The following is a 19,012-nucleotide window of genomic DNA, read 5'->3' as shown; positions in this document are numbered from 1 at the left end:
CATTTTAGTGCATTATTGATAATAACATTTTCTTTTCATACCGCATACTAAAAAAATACAAAGTAAGTTTTACCTTTGTACCCTGAAAAAACCGGCAATTTGAATTTTTACAATTGTATGGCCGGGTGCTATTTTTGAGGGTTGGCGTTGAACAAATATTTTATTTAGTCATAGCATTGATAAAATTAAAACACAAGCATGTCTTTTGCGGACATTCACAGAGTAGCTTTTGATAATGAACAGTATGGGATATTTGGATCAGATTGATTTGTTAAGGCTACCAAAACACGTTGCCATTATTATGGATGGCAATGGCCGTTGGGCAAAAGAAAAAGGCAAATTAAGAGTATTTGGCCATCATAACGGGGTAACTTCTGTTAGGGATGTTGTTGAAGGCGCTGATAAATTAGGTATAAAATACATAACACTCTATACATTTTCATCCGAAAACTGGAACCGGCCCAAATTGGAGGTTATGGCCATTATGGAATTAATGGTAAGCACCATTCATAAAGAAATAGCCGGTTTTATGAAAAACAACATTAAACTTAATGCCATAGGCGACCTGGATATGTTACCTGATAAATGTAACAGGGAGCTTACCGCCGCTATGGAAAAAACATCGGCAAATACCGGGGTAGTGCTTACGCTGGCATTAAGCTACAGTTCGCGTCGCGAAATTGTACGCGCGGCTAAAAATATAGCCATTAAGGTACAAAAAGGCGAATTGGAAATAACGGATATCAACGAGGATGTTTTTGAGAATAACCTCTTTACCGGTGATATGCCCGATCCTGAATTATTGATCAGAACAAGCGGTGAATACCGTATAAGTAACTATTTATTATGGCAAATTGCCTATGCTGAGTTGTATTTTACACCTAAGTTTTGGCCCGACTTTAGAAAGGAAGATTTGTACGAGGCTATACTTGATTATCAGAAACGGGAGCGCCGTTTTGGTATGACAAGTGAGCAAGTTAACTAAATTTTTACTTTTAACACTTTTTAACAACTGTATAAATTAATTTTAGCCCACTAAAATATTCGAATGTATAAATTTCTTTTTGCTATTCTTTTCTCTGTTTTTGTTACCTCCGCGTTTGCCCAGGTTTCCAATCCTCAGAGAACACCACTGACAAAATCGATACCGGCCGATAGTTTAAGTTATCTTAATCCCCGGGATTACATTATTGGAGGTATTTCTGTTAGTGGGGCAAAGTATCTGGACAAAGATATTTTGATACAACTTTCAAAATTAACCAAGGGCGACCGTATCAACCTGCCGGGCGAGCGTAATGCCGAGGTTATAAAAACATTATACTCCCAGGGCTTATTTGACGATGTACAGTTAAACATTACTAAAATTAACCAGGATACCATTTACCTGGAGATAGCTGTTTCTGAACGCCCGCGTTTATCGCGCCTGCACATTACAGGTATACGTAAAGGTGAAATTGAAGACGTACAGAAGAAACTGAATGACCGCACCGGGAAAATCGTCAACGAAAATTTAATAAATACAACAACCGCTATCATCAAAAAGCATTTTGGCGAAAAAGGCTTTTTGAACACAACCGTGAAACTTACCCAGCGTAAAGATCCGGGAGATGCCAATAGCGTGATACTGGATGTTGCTATTGATAAAAAAACCAAAGTAAAAATAAACGAAGTTGTTTTTGAAGGCAACAAGGCATTTTCATCAAAAAAACTGAAAGGCTTTTTGAAAAAGACCCGCGAAAAGAAATGGTACAACCTGTTTGGGTCTAAAAAATTCAAACAAGATAAATACGAAGAAGACAAGCAAAGTTTGGTTGAATCGATGCAAGGTAAAGGTTATCGCGATGCAGAGATCGTAAGTGATTCTGTATGGAGTCACGATGCAACTACCGTTAACGTGAAAATTAAAGTTTACGAAGGCCCTAAATATTACTTTGGTAATGTAAAATGGTCTGGTAATGCCAAATACTCTACCGAATTACTAAACAGAATACTGCACGTTAAAAAAGGTGATGTGTTTAGCGAAGATGAGCTGAACAAAAGATTGGTGGGCCCAACCCCAAGTAATGATGACGTTTCGTCATTATACCTTAATGATGGTTATTTAACCTACACCGCCGATCCGGTACAGGTTAAAGTTTACAACGATACAGTTGATTTGGACATCCGGGTTTACGAAGGCCCGCAATACACCATTAACCGCGTAAGCTTAAAAGGTAACGATGTAACCAATGATAAAGTGGTTATGCGTGAAATTCAAACCAAGCCAGGTCAAAAATTCAACAAAGAGTTATTGATCCGCAGTTCACGTGAAATTGGTCAGCTGGGTAACTTTGATGAGCAAAAAACAGAACCAAAACCGGTTAACATCAATCCGCAGGATGGTACAGTTGATTTGGTTTATAACGTGGTTGAAAAACCGTCAGATCAGATCGAGTTATCGGGTGGTTTCGGTGGTGGCCAGTTGGTGGGTACACTGGGCTTAACGTTCAACAACTTCTCGTTAAGAAATATCTTTAACCTCAAAGCATACAAACCACTGCCAAAAGGCGATGGTCAAAAACTAAGCTTACGTGGCCAGTCAAGCGGACGTACTTATCAGAACTTCTCGTTCACTTTCTCTGAGCCTTGGTTAGGTGGTAAAAAACCTATCTACTTTGCGCTGTCAGCTTATACACAAGGTAGCTCTACCGGGCAGTATTATCCTAAATCGAGCCCATTATACAATAACCTGCGTATAAACGGTGTTGGTGTTACTTTAGGTAAACGTTTAAAATGGCCAGATAACTACTTCCAGTTAAACTACTCGTTAAACGTGGATCACTATAACCTGGATAACTATACCGGTTATTTATTTACCAATGGTACTTCATACAACATTAAGTTAACCCAGGAATTAAGCCGCAACTCTATTGATGTGCCAATTTTCCCAACACAGGGTTCAAATATTAAACTTACCATACAGGCAACGCCTCCATACTCTTTATTTAATAATATCAACTATAAAATAGCAACTCCTGAGGAGCGCTATCACTTTGTGGAGTATTATAAATTTAAGTATGATGCGCAATGGTTCTCTAAACTGGTTGGTAAATTCGTACTGATGTCGCAAGTGAGGTTTGGCTTCCTGGGCATGTACAATAAAGATGTAGGCCCGTCGCCATTTGAGCGTTTCAAATTAGGTGGTGATGGAATGCAGAGTTACCAGTTTTTACAAGGTAGCGAGATCATCGGTTTAAGGGGTTATCAAAACTTCTCGATAGTACCTGAAGGTTCAACCGAAAATCAAAATACAAACACCGGTAGTACCATCTACAATAAATACACAATGGAGCTGCGTCACCCGGTAATTGCCAGCCAGTCGGCTACCATATTCTTACTGGCTTTTGCCGAAGGTGGTAACGTTTGGAATAACTTTAGTCAGTTCAATCCGTTTAACGTTAGGCGTTCAGTAGGTGTTGGCGCAAGAATATTTTTACCTATATTTGGCTTGCTTGGATTAGATTATGGCTACGGATTTGATAAAATACCAGGTCAGCCTGACGCAAACAGGGGCCAATTCCATTTTACAATTTCTCAGAGTTTATCCGGCGGATTTAATTAATTTGCATAGAGATATATGAAGAAGATAATTTTAATAGCGTTTTTAACGTTAACAGCAATTACGGGAGCTTACGCGCAACGTTTTGCTTACGTTGATTCGGAGTATATATTAAAACATATGCCCGAGTACGCGTCATCACAAAAACAGCTGGCAGCATTATCTGATCAATGGCAAAAAGAAGTGGATAGCCGTTTTCAGGAAATTGACCGCCTGTACAAAGCATACCAGGCCGACCAGGTTTTAATGACGGCCGATATGAAAAAACGCCGTGAGGCCGAAATTGTTGATAAAGAAAAAGCCGCAAAGGATTTTCAACGTCAAAAATTCGGGCCCGATGGTGAACTTTCACAAAAGAGTAACGCTTTGATTAAACCAATCCAGGATCGTGTGTCTAAAGCTGTACAAGCAATTGCCGAAGGCGATAACCTGGACATGATCTTTGATAAAAACAGCGAAGTAATTATGTTGTACGCCAATCCGCGTTATAACAGAAGTAACGACGTGATCACCAAATTAGGGCTTAAGCCCGGAGTATTTGCTAAATAAATTTTTGAATAAATAAACAGACTATTATTAAACACAGGACAAGAAAAATGAAAAAACTATTTAAAGTTGCTTTAGTTGCAGTAGGTATGTTATTTGCGGGCAACTTTGCCAATGCGCAGACTAAGATCGGGCACATTAATTTTAACCAATTAATTGACATGATGCCTGAAACTAAAACTGTGACCACTCAGATGCAGGCTTATCAAAAAACATTTATTGATCAGCTTACCAGCATGAATAATGAGTACACTACAAAAGGTCAGGAGTTTCAAAAAAATCAAGCTACTATGACCGATGCAGTGCGCACCGTAAAAGGTAACGAACTACAGGATCTGCAAAAACGTATGCAGGATTACCAAAATAACGCGCAACAACAAGTTGATGCTAAAAGACAAGAATTGGGTAAACCACTAATTGATAAAGCTACTGCTGCAGTTAATGCTGTTGCTAAAGAAAAAGGATACGCTTACGTATTGGATTCTTCACAGGTAAGTTTATTGGTATCTCCGGATGCTGATGACCTGATGGCTGCTGTAAAATTGAAATTAGGATTAAAATAAGCATCAATTATTAGTCATTTAAAAAAAAGCGTCACGTATTTACGTGACGCTTTTTTTATTTTTGTATATGAAGCGTCAACCTATAGGTATTTTCGATTCGGGCTTTGGCGGCCTTACTGTTTTCAAATCAATTATAGAGCAACTTCCAGAGTATGACTATATATACCTGGGTGATAATGCCCGGGCGCCGTATGGTAACCGCTCATTTAATACTATTCATCAGTATACCTGGGAATGCGTGCAATGGCTATTTGAACAAGGCTGCCCACTCATCATCGTGGCCTGTAATACGGCATCTGCAAAGGCCCTGCGTACTATTCAGCAGCAAGATCTCAAAAACGTTGATTCTGAGAAAAGAATACTCGGGGTGATACGCCCAACGGCCGAAGTGATAGGCAATTATAGCAACACTAAAGAAATTGGGGTATTGGGCACCAAAGGAACCGTGCAATCAGGTTCCTATCTTTTGGAGATCCAACATTTTTTTCCTGATATCAAAGTTCATCAGCAGGCTTGCCCGCTTTGGGTTCCCTTGATCGAGAACGGCGAGTACGACCAGCCCGGAGCCGATTACTTTGTGAAGTTATATCTGGATCAGATCATGACACAATCGCCTCAAATTGATACCATTTTACTGGCCTGTACTCATTACCCGCTTATACAACAAAAAATAGAGGCTAATCTGCCCGCGCATGTTAAAGTGGTGGCTCAGGGCGATATCGTTGCCAAAAGCCTGGTTGACTACCTGCAGCGCCACCCCGAAATAGAAACCAAGCTAAGCAGGAACCAAACCAAAGAATTTTTTACCACCACCGATGATACGGCCGATTTTGATCATCACGCCTCCGTATTTTTCTCGGCCCCGGTAAAATCAACTTTTATATCGGCCAATGATCTGGTAAAATGTTAAAGTAAAAAACACCATCTCAAGAAAGTGTTTAAAGCCCTCTCCTTTGGAGAGGGTTGGGTGAGGCTCTCACAATGACACCCTTTCATCACCCACAATTCCCACCAACTTAATATAACTTACCCGGCCTAAAATATTATAACATTTAGTAAGTTTGCGGTTTAAGCAAATAGACCCCCTTGAATACTTATCTCATATATTTTATTGTAGCTATTGGGTTATTTAGCTTTTCGGCCTTTTTTGCGCTGTTTGGCGTTTATGCCGAGCGTAAAATTTCGGCATTTATACAAGACAGGCTTGGCCCAACAGAAACTGGTAAGTTTGGCTCGCTCCAAACCCTGGCCGATATATTGAAAATGATCCAGAAGGAACTCATCATTCCGGCTGCTGCCGATAAATGGTTGTTTATGCTGGCACCGGCGGTAATTTTTATTGCTGTTTATATGGGTTTTGCAGCATTACCCTGGGCTCCGGGTCTTATCCCCTCGAAAATAAATCTGGGTATATATTACATTTTTGCCATCATCTCTGTGGAAACGCTGGGCATCCTGATGGCGGGTTGGGGATCAAACAACAAATATTCCATATTGGGCGCTATGCGCTCTGCCGCGCAGATCATCTCCTATGAAATACCGGCAGGTTTTGCCATTATATCGGTGGTGATGATAGCGCAAACGCTCAACCTACAGGACGTAGCCATTCAGCAGGGTATCCTGGCCGGCGAAAAAATAAAGTTCGCGGGTTTTTGGGATGTATCGGCGATAGGTGGTTTGTTTAGCTGGAACATTTTTCGGGCTCCGCATCTGATCATCGCTTTTGTGATCTATTTTATAGCCTCACTGGCCGAAAGTAACCGGGCACCTTTCGATATCCCTGAAGCAGAATCGGAACTGGTAGCAGGTTTCCATACAGAATTTACAGGCATCAGGTTTGCATTGGTATTTTTGGCCGAATATTCGATGATGTTCCTGGTATCCATGATCGGGGTTATCCTATTCTTAGGGGCCTGGAATACGCCGTTACCCAATATAGGTCCGGTACATTTAGCCACGTGGACAACAGGTATGGCCTGGGGTATTTTTTGGGTAAGTTTGAAAACCCTGGCATTGGTGGGCGTGCAAATGTGGATCAGGTGGACATTGCCCCGTTTTCGGGTCGATCAGTTGATGAACCTGTGTTGGAAAGTGCTTACACCGCTGGCCTTCGCCTGCATGCTGATATCAGGCGTGTGGAGGCTTTGGCTGATGTAGTTGGGGAGAGGCAAGAGATAAGAATCAAGAAATAAGATAAAAAATAAATAAGAAAAGAAAATCACGATAATCCCTGAATCCAATAAATCAAGGTTCAGACAAAATCAAAATCAAAAAATCAGCGAAATCAACGTAATCATACAAATCAACGGTCGATGCTTAAAAGATTAATTAACGGTTTTACTACGGCATGGAAAGGTTTAAGCCTTACCTTGAAGCATCTTTTTGCCTCTAATGCGGCCAGGAAGATCACAACCGTAAGCGACGATAATTACTTTAAACAGCTGGAAGGTACCAACACCATCCAATATCCCAAACAGCAGCTGCCTGTGCCCGAGGTGGGCCGCTATCAGCTTGATGTGGAAATGGACGATTGTATCGTATGCGACTTGTGCGCCAAGGTATGCCCTGTTAACTGTATCGATATCGAATCGATCAAGGCTACGGAAGCCATCGGACAAACATCTGATGGTACCACCAAGCGCCTTTATGCCGCCAAGTTTGATATTGATATGGCCAAGTGTATGTACTGCGGCCTGTGTACCATAGTATGCCCTACAGAGTGCATCGTGATGACCAATCAGTATGATAAAACGGTATTTCAGCTGAGCGATCTTACCTATCAGTTCTCTGACATGCCGCCGGAAGTTGCTGCCGAGAAGCGTGCTTTGTTTGAGCAGCAACAGGCCGAAAAGCAGGCAGCTAAACTGGCTGCCATGCAGAAAAAGGAGGGCGAAGCATGACCCTGGTTCGTGTACTCTTTTACTTTTTAAGTTTCATAGCCATTGCTTCGGCATTGTACGCGGCTTCCAGCAAAAACCTGGTGCGCAGCATATTTGTATTTTTTGTTACCCTGTTTTCGCTGGCAGGCTTATATGTGCTGGCCCTGGCCGATTTTGTGGCAGTAACCCAGGTGGTGATCTACGTTGGGGGAATACTGGTGCTTATCCTGTTTGCCTTTATGCTTTCGGGCAAAGAAACCCTGAACGTATTGCAAAAACAGGAAGGGAAGTTTTTTAGCATTAAAAAACTTCCAGCCATACTTTTAGCAGCGGTGTTTTTTATTGTATTGATTAATGTGCTGTTTAAGGCCGATGCTGATAACCTGCCATGGGTTAGGGATGCGATCAGTCTTAAAAATGAGATCAGCCCGAAGGATATCATGATCGATAATATCGGGGTTAATTTAATGACCCGTTACCTGTTGCCCTTTGAAGCCATATCGATCTTATTACTAGTAGCTTTGGTAGGGGCGGCCCATTTATCACGTAAGGAGGGCAAAGCATGATTACACTCACCGATTTCCTGGTAGTAAGCGCGGCCCTGTTTTGTATTGGCTTATACATGGCTGTTTCTAAACGGAACGCCATACAGATATTGATAGGTATCGAACTGATCCTGAACGCCGCTATTTTAAACCTGGTAGCTTTTGGTAAATATGATAAAGTAAACAACAGCGGACAAATATTCGCTTTGTTTGCTATTGTACTGGCCGCGGCCACAACAGCGGTGGCGCTGGCTATTATCCTGAACGTTTATCGCAGGTATAAAACCATTGATCCGAATGATATTAATAAACTGAGGGATTGAGCATGAAAGGATTGGTGGTTATAATTTTCTTACTGACCTGTACCGGTGCTTTCGCCCAAAAGCGGGATACATTTTATGTTGATGGGCCCAAAAAGAAGATGGTCATGTGCAGCGCGGTTATCGACAGCAACAGATCGTATATTACGATTAACGGGAGAGTTTACAACGGAATATTAGACAGTTTAAATACGGATAATATTATCCAGTTTAAAGTACTAAAGGCCGCTGAGGCAGTGGCGCTATTTGGAAAAAAAGGAAGGAATGGCGCCATTCAGATCTCGATGAGGGCTCCCCGTATTCCTGGCAAGCCTGCAGCAGGGTCTTCCCCGGGCGAAAATGATATTACGGATTATATTTTAGATGGCAGGCGATCTAACAAGATGGAAATAGCCCGATTGGGCCGTCGTATTTTAAGTTCAAAATATGAAAAAAAAATAGCTGCTGATCCATCAAAAAACAAATTAATCTTAACAGCCGTTACCCGGAATTTTGCCATTAAGCAATATCAAAAGAAGCTGAGCAGGCTTTCGTCAGGATATAAAACGTATCTCAATAAACACCACCAAAATGATAGTGGCTTGGCTTTTATCATTAACGGGGAAAAATACGCTGTATCAACAGACGACAGGGTAAAAAAAATATACGAATTATTTTCAGATGATAAGGTTCTGGATCTTAATTTGAAATACGTTTTGGGATATGGCCGCACACCTTCATTTGTTAAAATAGATACCAAATAAATTGGAAGACTTTTTACACTCCATACAAAGTTTAAACTATACAGTGGCAGCCGTAGCATTGCCGCTGCTTGCTGCTTTGATAAACTTTTGTCTGCCTGTAAAAAGCAAAGCCGCCGGCTGGATCTCGACCATAGCCATTTTATTAAGCTGTGTATTATCGGCACGGGTATTTGCAACGGTATGGAATAACCCGCAGGTACATGCGCAGCGCATCTGGTTCACCATTGGCGAAACCCAGGTTTATGCCGGCATCCTGCTTAATAACCTTTCGGTATTGATGCTGTTGCTGGTATCGGTCATCGCCTTGCCGGTACATATCTATTCTACAGCCTACATGAAGCACGACGACAGGTACAGTCGTTATTTTACTTACCTGAGTTTCTTTTGTTTCAGTATGCTAGCCTTGGTGGTGGTAGATAGTCTGATATTGTTCTATGCCTTTTGGGAACTGGTTGGTTTTTCGTCATACTTGCTCATCGGGTTTTGGTTCACGAAAGACAAGGCCATACAAGCCAATAAAAAAGCATTTATCATGAACCGGATAGGTGATATCGGCTTGCTGAGTGCCATCATTATCCTGTTTGCTCAATTCCATACTTTTGATATAGATGCCATATTTGCCGGGAAAGGCTTGATTGCACAATCTGTCATAAAAAATGGTTTATGGATCGGGCCTGTTGGACAGATACCTGCCCTTTGGCAATATGTAGCCTGTGCCGGTATCTTCCTGGCCGTAGCAGCCAAATCGGCGCAATTCCCGCTGCATACCTGGCTGCCCGATGCCATGGAAGGTCCAACTTCGGTATCGGCCCTCATCCATGCCGCAACGATGGTGGCCGCCGGTGTATTCTTATTGGGCAGGGTTTACCCCATGTTCACCGAAACTGAACTGACTATACTGGCCTGCATTGGCTGCTTCACCGCGTTTATGGCGGCAACCATCGCGCTTACGCAAAACGACCTGAAGCGGATCCTGGCTTACTCTACTATATCACAATTGGGTTTTATGATATTGGCGATGGGGGTAGGGGCATATGCTTCTTCACTGTTCCATTTGGCTACGCACGCGTTTTTTAAATGTCTGCTATTCCTGGTAGCCGGTATTGTGATACACCAGATGCAGCATATCAAAGATGATAACCACCTGGACATCGATCCGCAGGATATCACGCATATGGGCGGTCTGCGCAAAAAACTGCCGCTTACTTTTATAACCGCTGTTATTGGCGCACTGGCTCTGGTGGGTTTACCGCTTACTTCTGGCTATCTATCCAAAGATGGTATCCTGATACAGGCCTTTGAATGGAGCGATGGCCACAACGCCTGGTTTAAGATCATCCCGATGATGGCCTTGCTCACCAGCTGGCTTACCGCATTCTATGTAGCCCGGCTCATATTTAAAGTTTTCTTTGGCGATTTTCGCCTGCTCAAAAATAATCCGGGTGTTAAACTGCATCTAAGCGATGGCAACTGGTCATATACTTTACCTTTGGTATTGCTGGCTGTTTGCTGTTTATTTCCGCTGTTTTCTCTTAATCCATTCTCCTATGAGCATGCCTGGTTGTTTGAGGGTTTAAAATCTTCAGCCCATACCGCCGGTGAGAGTATATATCACAGCCTGGTACCCATCAGCGTAAATGTGATCAGCCTGCTGGTACTGTTTGCGGCTTACCGGGTATATGCAGGGGAAAGTGGTTTCGCCTTCTCCCAAAGAGGATATTTCTACCGCTTATCTTATAATCAATGGTATATAGACGATTTATATAAACGTGTCATCGTAAACCAGGTATTGCGTTTGGGTAGCGTTTGCTTCTGGATCGACCGTACAGTTGTGGATGGTTTTTTACATCTGCTGGCGCGCATCAGCGGCGCTATCGCCAAATTAACCGCCTGGACAGATGAGTATATCGTTGATGGATTTTTGCATTTATTGGCCGCTATAGTGCAGAGTATTGGCAATTTTGCACGTAAGTTTCAAAGCGGTAAAGTACAATATTACCTGTTTAGCATGCTGGTGATCGTACTGCTGTTGTTTATTTTAAAAATACTGATATGATGAAAGAATCAAGAGTTAAGAATCAAGAACCAAGAGTAGTGGTTTTAAAATTGAAATATGATTTCTCGATTCCTGGCTCTTGGTTCTTGACCCCGATATTTAAATTCGCATGAATATATTAACCTTACTATTACTGGTACCTGTACTGTTCGGCTTCATCATTATGTTGCTGCCATCGTCATTACGCGGCAGTTTTAAGTACCTCACCCTGGCGGCAACCCTCATACAACTGGGTATCAGTATATGGATGTACCTGCATTTTAAAACAGGCGCGGCTTATGGTGGTATCAATCATGAAGATCAGTTCCAGTTTGTACAAAAACTCCCCTGGATCTCCCTTAACCTGGGCAGCATGGGCAAAATGCAGATCGATTATTTTGTAGGTATCGATGGCATGTCCATCAGTCTGCTGGTGATGACCTCACTGGTATTGGTTATCGCTACGTTGTCGTCCTGGGAGATCAAGAGTAACCTCAAAGGTTTCTTCCTGCTGTTTTTATTGCTGGATATGGCCGTAATCGGTGTATTCTGCGCTTTGGATTTCTTCCTGTTTTACCTGTTCTATGAGTTAATGCTGTTGCCCTTATACTTCCTCATCGGGATGTGGGGCGGGGCACGAAGGGAATATGCCGCTATCAAATTTTTCCTGTATACCTTATTCGGCTCGGTATTTATGCTACTGGTGATGGTAGGCCTCTATCTTTCGGTTACCGATCCTGCTACAGGCAACCACACTTTTAATATTATACAGATGATGAACCCGGCTAATTACAGCGGGCAATCTATATTTTCTATAGCCGGTCATCAAACCATATTAGGTATGCCGGCACGAACGGTTGGTTTTGTGGTCTTGTTTATCGCCTTTGCCATTAAGGTGCCGGTGGTACCACTGCATACCTGGCTGCCCGACGCGCACGTAGAAGCGCCAACCCCGGTATCTATCATATTGGCAGGTATCCTGCTCAAAATAGGGGGCTATGGTATTATCCGTATCTGTTTGGGCATCTTCCCCGAGGTAGCCACCACCGGTGCGTTTTGGTTGGGACTACTCGGCGTGATCTCCATTTTATACGGAGCTTTCAATGCCCTGGCCCAGAAAGATCTGAAACGCATGATCGCTTACTCCTCCGTATCGCATATGGGTTTTGTACTCTTAGGTATCGCCTCCCAAACCGCCGAAGGTATCAGCGGGGCGGTAATGCAAATGGTAAGTCACGGATTTTTATCAACCATGCTGTTCTTTTTGGTGGGCGTACTGTACAATCGGGTGCACGACCGCGGTATCAACCATTTCAGGGGATTGGGCACGCTGATGCCACAATACACCGCTTTTGTGATGATCGCGTTTTTTGCATCGCTGGGTTTACCCGGGTTTTCGGCATTTGTGGCCGAGGCATTTTCTTTAACCGGGGCCTTTAAATCGCCATCGGTAAATGGTTTACTGCCGTATTGGATGGCCATTTGCGGCTCTGTAGGCATACTGCTGAGCGCCGCCTATTTTTTATGGACATTACAGCGCATGTTTTTTGGCACCGAATCGTTAAAAGGCGGCAACGTTTGGAAAATAGCTTTAACCGACCTGAACCTGCGAGAGAAACTAACACTGGCACCACTGGCACTGATTGCCCTGGCTTTAGGCATTATGCCCTCGCTGGTTTTTGATAAGATCAATGATTCGGTGCTGGCCTTCGTTCAGTTTTTACAGCTTAAATAAATAATGGTGAATAAGCATCAATGCTTTTATGGAAAAATGCATAGCCATGCATCTTTAGTTTACCCCGCCGGTTTAATACAGGGCGCGGGCCAATTAACAGATGATATGTATTTAACCGAAAACATGATGTTCAAAAAATTATCTACCGCCGCAATCCTTCTTTTTATGGCGATGGCATCCCAAGCCGATGAAGGACAAAAAATAGCGTCTAAAGTTCAAAAGGTTACCGTTTTCTTAAATGGCGCGCAAATAACGCGCACGGCGCTGGTTAGCGTTAGCCCGGGTACATCCACATTAGTGTTCGGTAATATGTCGCCGGGTATGGATGTACAGAGTTTGCAGGTAAGCGCCGGGGGAGAGTTTACCATACTTTCTGTTAAGCAAGAGCTCGATAACGCCAACGATGAGCTTAAACAAAAGGAGATCCGCGACCTGGAAGCCCAGTCAAAAGCCATCAATTATAAAATTTCCTTAAAAAACAGCCTGATCCCGGTTTACGAAGAAGAGAAAAATATGCTGGGCAAAAACCAGGTGGGCGGCGGCGAAAAGAATGGTTTAGATGTCATCAAGTTAAAGCAGGCGCTTGATTTTCAAACAGCACGCTTAACCGAGATAAAGCAAAAAGAACAGGATATCAATGATCAGGTTGCTGTCTTATCCGAGGAACTGAACAAGATCAACCAACGGATAGTAGGTATCATTAACGGCCGCAGCAAAATAACTAGCAACGTTTTGGTAACGGTATCGGCTAAGAGTGCTTTGCAATCAACCTTTACCCTGAATTATGTGGTGCAGAATGCCAGTTGGTATCCAACTTATGATATCCGGGCAAAAAACGTAAACAGCCCTATCAATATCACCTACAAAGCTAATGTATCACAACAAAGCGGCGAGGACTGGAAAAATATTAAAGTAACGTTATCTACCGGCAATCCAACTATTAGTGGTAACAAACCCGAGCTTACACCCAATTATTTGAGCCTGGGTATGTATTCCACCGGTACAAGCGGACCTATTACCAAAGTAACCGGTAAAGTATTTGAAGCCGGTACAAGTAATGGCTTAGCCGGCGTGAGTATCAGGATTAAAGGAACATCCATCGGTACGGTTAGCGACGCCCAGGGGTTTTATAGCCTGCAGGTACCTCCAAATAGTCCGGATCTTGCTTTTAATTATGTTGGATACGAAGCTGTGGAAAGACCGGCCAATATGCCGCTCATCAATGTAACGATGTCGCCTTCGGCCAATAATTTAAATGAGGTAGTGACTTATGGTTATGCAACGCAGGATAAAAAAGATTTAACCGGGGCCCTTGCTGGCATAGCTCCGGGCGTTCGTATACGCGGCGTAGCCAGTGTACAATCCATCCCGGTAGAAGTTAAACCGGTCGAAAACCAAACCAACGTTGAGTTTAATATCGCCAATCCATATTCTGTACCAAGTGATGGTAAACAGTATGCTGTAGAGATTGGGCAATTTGATCTGAATGCCAGCTATCAGTATTTTGTAGCACCCAAAGTAAGTACCGATGTGTTTTTAACCGCGCAGCTCACCAACTGGAACAAGTATAATTTCCTTTCGGGAGAGGCTAACCTGTTTTTTGAAGGTACGTTTATCGGCAAATCACTGATCAATACCCAGGCTACCGCCGATACGCTGAACCTGTCCTTAGGTACTGATAAAAATATCGTGGTGACCCGGACCTTGCAAAAAGACCTCACTGAGCGCCAATCATTCGGCTCCAATAAAAAGGAAACGCGCAACTGGCTCATCGAGGTGAAGAACCGCAAAACGCAACCTGTAAGTTTATTGGTGGAAGACCAGGTACCGGTTTCACAAAATTCGGCCATTGAGGTAGATCAGCAGGAGATCTCCGGTGCAAAATTGGATGCCCTTACAGGCAAACTTTCCTGGAATTTCATGCTAAATTCGCAGGACAATAAAAAAATACAATTAAAATACCAGGTTAAGTACCCTAAAAATCAATCTGTAATAGTTCAATAAAATAAATGCACGATCTGCTACCCCATATATCCGCGTCTTTATCGTCTGTTTTTGGCAGCTTAGCCTTTTTTATGCCCGAGATTTACCTGGCAGCGCTGTTTATTGTGGTGATGATAACCGACCTGATATTTGGTAAGCACTCCTTAAAACTGTGCCGCATAGTAGCCTGCGCAGGTTTAGTGCTGGTGATGTACCTTGACCTGAAACAGTTTGCACTGGTGCTTGATGGCGGGCATTTGATATTCAGTAATATGCTGCTGCTTATTCGCAGCGGCATATTCTTTAAGCTGATCATTGATCTGCTGTCGTTTATCCTGTTGTTGTATTTTAGCTGGGATAATAAGTTGAACGGCCACCAGAAGGGCCTGTCTGATCTGTATTCTATAGCCATCGCATCCATATTCGGCCTGCATTTAATGGTGATGGCGGTAAACCTGTTATCTATTTACCTGGCTATCGAGATGGTTTCTATAGCCTCGTACCTCATGGTTGCTTACCGTACAGAAAATGCCTTCAGTACCGAGGCCGGCCTGAAATATGTACTGTTCGGGGCCGCGTCATCAGCTATGATGCTGTATGGTATCTCGTTATTATATGGCTTTAGCGGTTCTTTGGATATTATATTCCATCATACCATTGAGCAGCTGTCGGGTGTTAATCCTATCAGCACCTCCTTTGCCATGATCCTGGTTTTAATAGGCATCGGGTTTAAATTATCCTTTGTGCCTATCCATTTTTGGGTGCCCGATGTGTACCAGGGTGCAAGCACGCCGGTAACCGCGTACCTGTCAACCGTACCCAAAATAGCAGCTTTTGCCTTGCTCATCAATTTCCTTTCGCCCTTTATGTTTACTGGACTTTGGACTGGCTTTAATATGAGCATAGCACTTTCCGTTATTGGCATCATTACCATGATAGCGGGTAACTTTGCGGCTGTGCTGCAAACCAATATCAAAAGGATGCTGGCCTACTCCAGCATTGGCCATACCGGTTTCGCGCTGATGGCGGTTACAGTTCTGTCATTACAAAGTGTATCGGTATTAACTTATTACCTGCTGATTTATGCGCTGGCCAATATTGGCGCCCTGGCGCTGGCTACTTATTTTGCTAACGAAACCGGTGCCGAAGATGTGGAAGATTATCGCGGATTTGGTCTTAAATATCCCATAGCCTCCGTTTGCTTTGTGATCATCCTCATTTCATTAACCGGTTTGCCGGTAACCGCCGGTTTTACCGGGAAGCTGTTTGTGTTTTCGGCAGTATATGGTGTTTATCAGCAAACCCATAACATTTGGTTAATGTTGCTGATGGTTACCGGGGCCTTAACTACGGTTGTTTCGCTGTTTTACTACATCAAGATCCCTTTGAATTTATTTCTGAAAAGGAAGGAAATGGCCGAAATAAGCAACAAAAAATCTGTGAATTTGCTCATTTTATCAATATTCATAAGTTTTATCCTGATTTTACTGGGTATTTTTCCTCATTGGGTGCTTCAATCCCTCTAATTTTTCAATTTTCGTAATTTTTTAACAAAAACTTAATATTCTTCGTTTTTTTATAATTAAAATCATACTTTCAGGCCGTTTTACAAAGCAATTCTAATATTTCCATGAAACGGTATTTTCCTTTCTTAGTAATTCTTGTCATTTTAACGTTAACCTTTATTTTTCCTTCTGTAGAATTTAAAAATTCGGGCAATCCTCATTTTAATACCGGCGATATTGCCTGGATGCTGATGTCGACGGCCCTGGTTTTGATCATGACGCCGGGTCTTGCTTTCTTTTACGGGGGGATGGTTAACAAAAAGAACGTGATATCAACCATGCTGCAGAGCATCGTTTGTATGGTAATTATTACGGTGTTGTGGGGCATATTTGGCTTCAGTTTGGCCTTTGGCGATAGCATTTATGGTATCATCGGTAACCCTTCTACCTATTTTATGATGAAGGGTATGCTGGGCAACGCCACCTGGAAAGCCGCGCCAACCATTCCGTTGTTGTTGTTTGCCATGTATCAGTTGAAGTTCGCTATCATTACACCCGCGTTGATTACCGGTGCTTTTGCCGAGCGGATCCGTTTCAACTCTTACATCATTTTCCTTTGCCTGTTCTCGATATTTATATTTTCGCCGTTGGCACACTGTACCTGGCACCCGGATGGCATACTGGCCAAATTTGGTGTGTTAGACTTTGCCGGCGGTACCGTAGTACACATGTCGGCCGGATGGGCCGCATTGGCTTCGGCCATCTATTTAAAACGCCGTAACGAGGCTAACCATTCACCTGCACGTATCACTTATGTCATGATCGGTACGGGGCTTTTATGGTTCGGCTGGTTTGGCTTTAACGCGGGTTCGGCATTTGGCGCGAATGCTTTAGCTGTTACCGCTTTAGCTACCAGCACAACAGCATCTGCCGCAGGCGGTATTACCTGGATATTTTTTGATATGCTGCGCGGACGCAAACCTTCAGCTATGGGTACCTGTATTGGTGCCGTAGTGGGCCTGGTAGCCATTACACCAGCCGCCGGGTTTGTTACCGTGCCGCATTCACTGGCCATCGGTATTATATCTGCCGTGGTAAGTAACCTGGTGGTGGAGTGGCGCACACGTACTTCTATTGATGATACGCTGGATGTATTCCCTTGCCATGGTGTTGGTGGTATGGTGGGTATGCTGCTTACCGGCGTTTTTGCCAATCAGCATGTAAATGCGGGCAACGCGACCGGTAACGGTCTGTTCTTTGGCGAAACACATTTATTTTTAGTGCAGTTAGTGGCTTTGATTTGTGTTTCCATATTCTCGTTCTTTGGTTCCTTACTGTTGCTTAAAATTACAGATATGATATCGCCGCTAAGGGTTTCGGCCGAGGATGAAGTTTTAGGTCTGGACATCAGCCAGCATGGCGAAAAACTTTAATTATTGAATTTCAAACCAATTACATAAATATGAGAGGTCCGGCTGCAAAGCCGGATTTTTTTATGGATTAAGGATTTTTGGAATAAGGATTTGGGGAGCAAAAAAAAACACGCTGTTCGAAGTCTCTGACTTCGGACGACTATGTTCGTAGTCTTTAGACTACATGAAGCAATATCGGTAGTTGCAAACTACCAGCATAATTGTTCGAAGTCGGGAGACTTCGAACAGCGCCGGAGAAAAAATAACAAGTATGTGTATGATATTAAACTGTGATCCATATTCCTTGTCTAAATTTGTAGATGTGGAACTCATGGAGCCTTTTCTTGATTCTTGGCTCTTGATTCTTGCCTCTATTTAAAAAATGAACGCCGATAATCAATTGAATATATTTAGCCCTGCCCATCAAAACCTTTTGCCGTTGGATGGGGAGGTGTTCTTATATCCAAATTTTTACCAGGAGGATGGTGTCTATGATGTGTTTGATGAGTTGAAACATTCCATTCTTTGGAAACAGGATAAGATGAAGATCTATGGTAAATCGGTCAATTTTCCACGCCTCACTTCCTGGTACGCCGATGGCGACAAGACCTACACTTACTCCGGCGTGGTGAATACGCCCTTGCCCTTTACACCCTTATTGCTCCAGATCAAAGAAGCGGCCGAACAGCAATGCAATAAGCAGTTTAACTCGGCCCTGCTCAACTTTTACCGTAACGGGGAAGATAGCATGGGCTGGCACAGCGATAATGAAAAAGAACTGAGCGGCAACCCGGTTATCGCTTCGGCATCATTTGGGGCTACACGCACTTTTCAGTTTAAGCACAAACAGCAAAAAAACGCCAAAGTATCCATGGCGCTCAGCAACGGCAGCCTGCTAATTATGCAGGGCGAAACGCAGCACCATTGGCTGCACCAGGTCCCTAAAACTACCAGCGAAGCAGGCCCGCGTATCAATATTACTTTCAGGGATATTAAATACTAACAAGGCTATTTAAGGCTGTTGGATTTAAGCGTTAATTTTCGTATCTTTATATAAATAGCAGCCCGGTTTTCTCTGAGAAAAGAGAAAACCGGGCTGTTTTGTTAAGGGAAAAAGGGCACAAAAGCAAAGTTTTTTGTATTTAGTT

Annotated in this window: 16 protein-coding genes; all 16 read left to right on the top strand. The window is 43.1% G+C overall.

All coding sequences use genetic code 11. From position 1 onward, the window contains the following. The first annotated feature begins 244 nt into the window (after positions 1–244). Positions 245–985 carry an undecaprenyl pyrophosphate synthase gene (gene uppS / locus AC57BQ_RS16800; protein WP_090467739.1) on the top strand — a complete coding sequence of 247 codons (741 nt, stop codon included), beginning with the start codon at positions 245–247 and terminating at the stop codon, positions 983–985. Positions 986–1,048: 63 nt separating this feature from the next. Then, positions 1,049–3,601 (top strand): outer membrane protein assembly factor BamA, encoded by a 2,553-nt coding sequence (bamA, locus tag AC57BQ_RS16795; RefSeq protein ID WP_496407388.1) that lies wholly within the window; start codon positions 1,049–1,051, stop codon positions 3,599–3,601. A 15-nt stretch (positions 3,602–3,616) separates the two neighbouring features. Continuing rightward, the gene (locus AC57BQ_RS16790) at positions 3,617–4,147 is read left to right on the top strand and encodes an OmpH/Skp family outer membrane protein (RefSeq protein ID WP_496407387.1); all 531 of its coding nucleotides are present in this window, start codon (positions 3,617–3,619) and stop codon (positions 4,145–4,147) included. Between the two features lie 47 nt (positions 4,148–4,194). After that, on the top strand, positions 4,195–4,707 hold the full coding sequence (locus tag AC57BQ_RS16785; protein ID WP_496407386.1) for an OmpH/Skp family outer membrane protein: 513 nt from the start codon (positions 4,195–4,197) through the stop codon (positions 4,705–4,707). A 67-nt stretch (positions 4,708–4,774) separates the two neighbouring features. Next, complete coding sequence (murI, locus tag AC57BQ_RS16780; RefSeq protein ID WP_496407385.1) at positions 4,775–5,617, top strand: glutamate racemase; 843 nt, start codon at positions 4,775–4,777, stop codon at positions 5,615–5,617. Positions 5,618–5,793: 176 nt separating this feature from the next. Next, on the top strand, positions 5,794–6,864 hold the full coding sequence (locus AC57BQ_RS16775; protein WP_496407384.1) for a complex I subunit 1/NuoH family protein: 1,071 nt from the start codon (positions 5,794–5,796) through the stop codon (positions 6,862–6,864). A gap of 155 nt (positions 6,865–7,019) precedes the next feature. Further along, positions 7,020–7,607, top strand: a complete 588-nt coding sequence (locus AC57BQ_RS16770) for a NuoI/complex I 23 kDa subunit family protein (protein ID WP_496407383.1) — start codon at positions 7,020–7,022, stop codon at positions 7,605–7,607. After that, positions 7,604–8,152 carry an NADH-quinone oxidoreductase subunit J family protein gene (locus AC57BQ_RS16765; RefSeq protein ID WP_496407382.1) on the top strand — a complete coding sequence of 183 codons (549 nt, stop codon included), beginning with the start codon at positions 7,604–7,606 and terminating at the stop codon, positions 8,150–8,152. The genes AC57BQ_RS16770 and AC57BQ_RS16765 overlap by 4 nt, the downstream gene beginning before the upstream one ends. Continuing rightward, entirely contained in the window at positions 8,149–8,454 is a 306-nt protein-coding gene (nuoK, locus tag AC57BQ_RS16760) for an NADH-quinone oxidoreductase subunit NuoK (protein WP_496407381.1), read from the top strand. Before AC57BQ_RS16765 ends, nuoK begins: the two co-directional genes overlap by 4 nt. Positions 8,455–8,456: 2 nt before the next feature. After that, positions 8,457–9,194 carry a hypothetical protein gene (locus AC57BQ_RS16755; RefSeq protein ID WP_496407380.1) on the top strand — a complete coding sequence of 246 codons (738 nt, stop codon included), beginning with the start codon at positions 8,457–8,459 and terminating at the stop codon, positions 9,192–9,194. Between the two features lies 1 nt (position 9,195). After that, positions 9,196–11,250, top strand: a complete 2,055-nt coding sequence (gene nuoL, locus AC57BQ_RS16750) for an NADH-quinone oxidoreductase subunit L (protein ID WP_496407379.1) — start codon at positions 9,196–9,198, stop codon at positions 11,248–11,250. Positions 11,251–11,359: 109 nt separating this feature from the next. After that, the gene (locus AC57BQ_RS16745) at positions 11,360–12,964 is read left to right on the top strand and encodes a complex I subunit 4 family protein (protein ID WP_496407378.1); all 1,605 of its coding nucleotides are present in this window, start codon (positions 11,360–11,362) and stop codon (positions 12,962–12,964) included. A gap of 3 nt (positions 12,965–12,967) precedes the next feature. Then, on the top strand, positions 12,968–14,968 hold the full coding sequence (locus AC57BQ_RS16740) for a mucoidy inhibitor MuiA family protein (RefSeq protein ID WP_496407377.1): 2,001 nt from the start codon (positions 12,968–12,970) through the stop codon (positions 14,966–14,968). Between the two features lie 5 nt (positions 14,969–14,973). Further along, a complete protein-coding gene (locus AC57BQ_RS16735) occupies positions 14,974–16,473 on the top strand; it encodes an NADH-quinone oxidoreductase subunit N (RefSeq protein WP_496407376.1) in 1,500 nt (499 codons plus the stop codon). 104 nt (positions 16,474–16,577) lie between these two features. Then, a complete protein-coding gene (locus AC57BQ_RS16730; RefSeq protein ID WP_496407375.1) occupies positions 16,578–17,885 on the top strand; it encodes an ammonium transporter in 1,308 nt (435 codons plus the stop codon). A 361-nt stretch (positions 17,886–18,246) separates the two neighbouring features. Then, positions 18,247–18,867, top strand: a complete 621-nt coding sequence (locus AC57BQ_RS16725; protein ID WP_496407374.1) for an alpha-ketoglutarate-dependent dioxygenase AlkB family protein — start codon at positions 18,247–18,249, stop codon at positions 18,865–18,867. Positions 18,868–19,012: the final 145 nt, after the last annotated feature.

This window comes from Mucilaginibacter sp. BGA-UO-ETr-C110, from assembly GCF_059567985.1.
The sequence above is the reverse complement of the archived record's forward strand: the minus strand, read 5'-3'. Positions and strand labels throughout refer to the sequence as shown.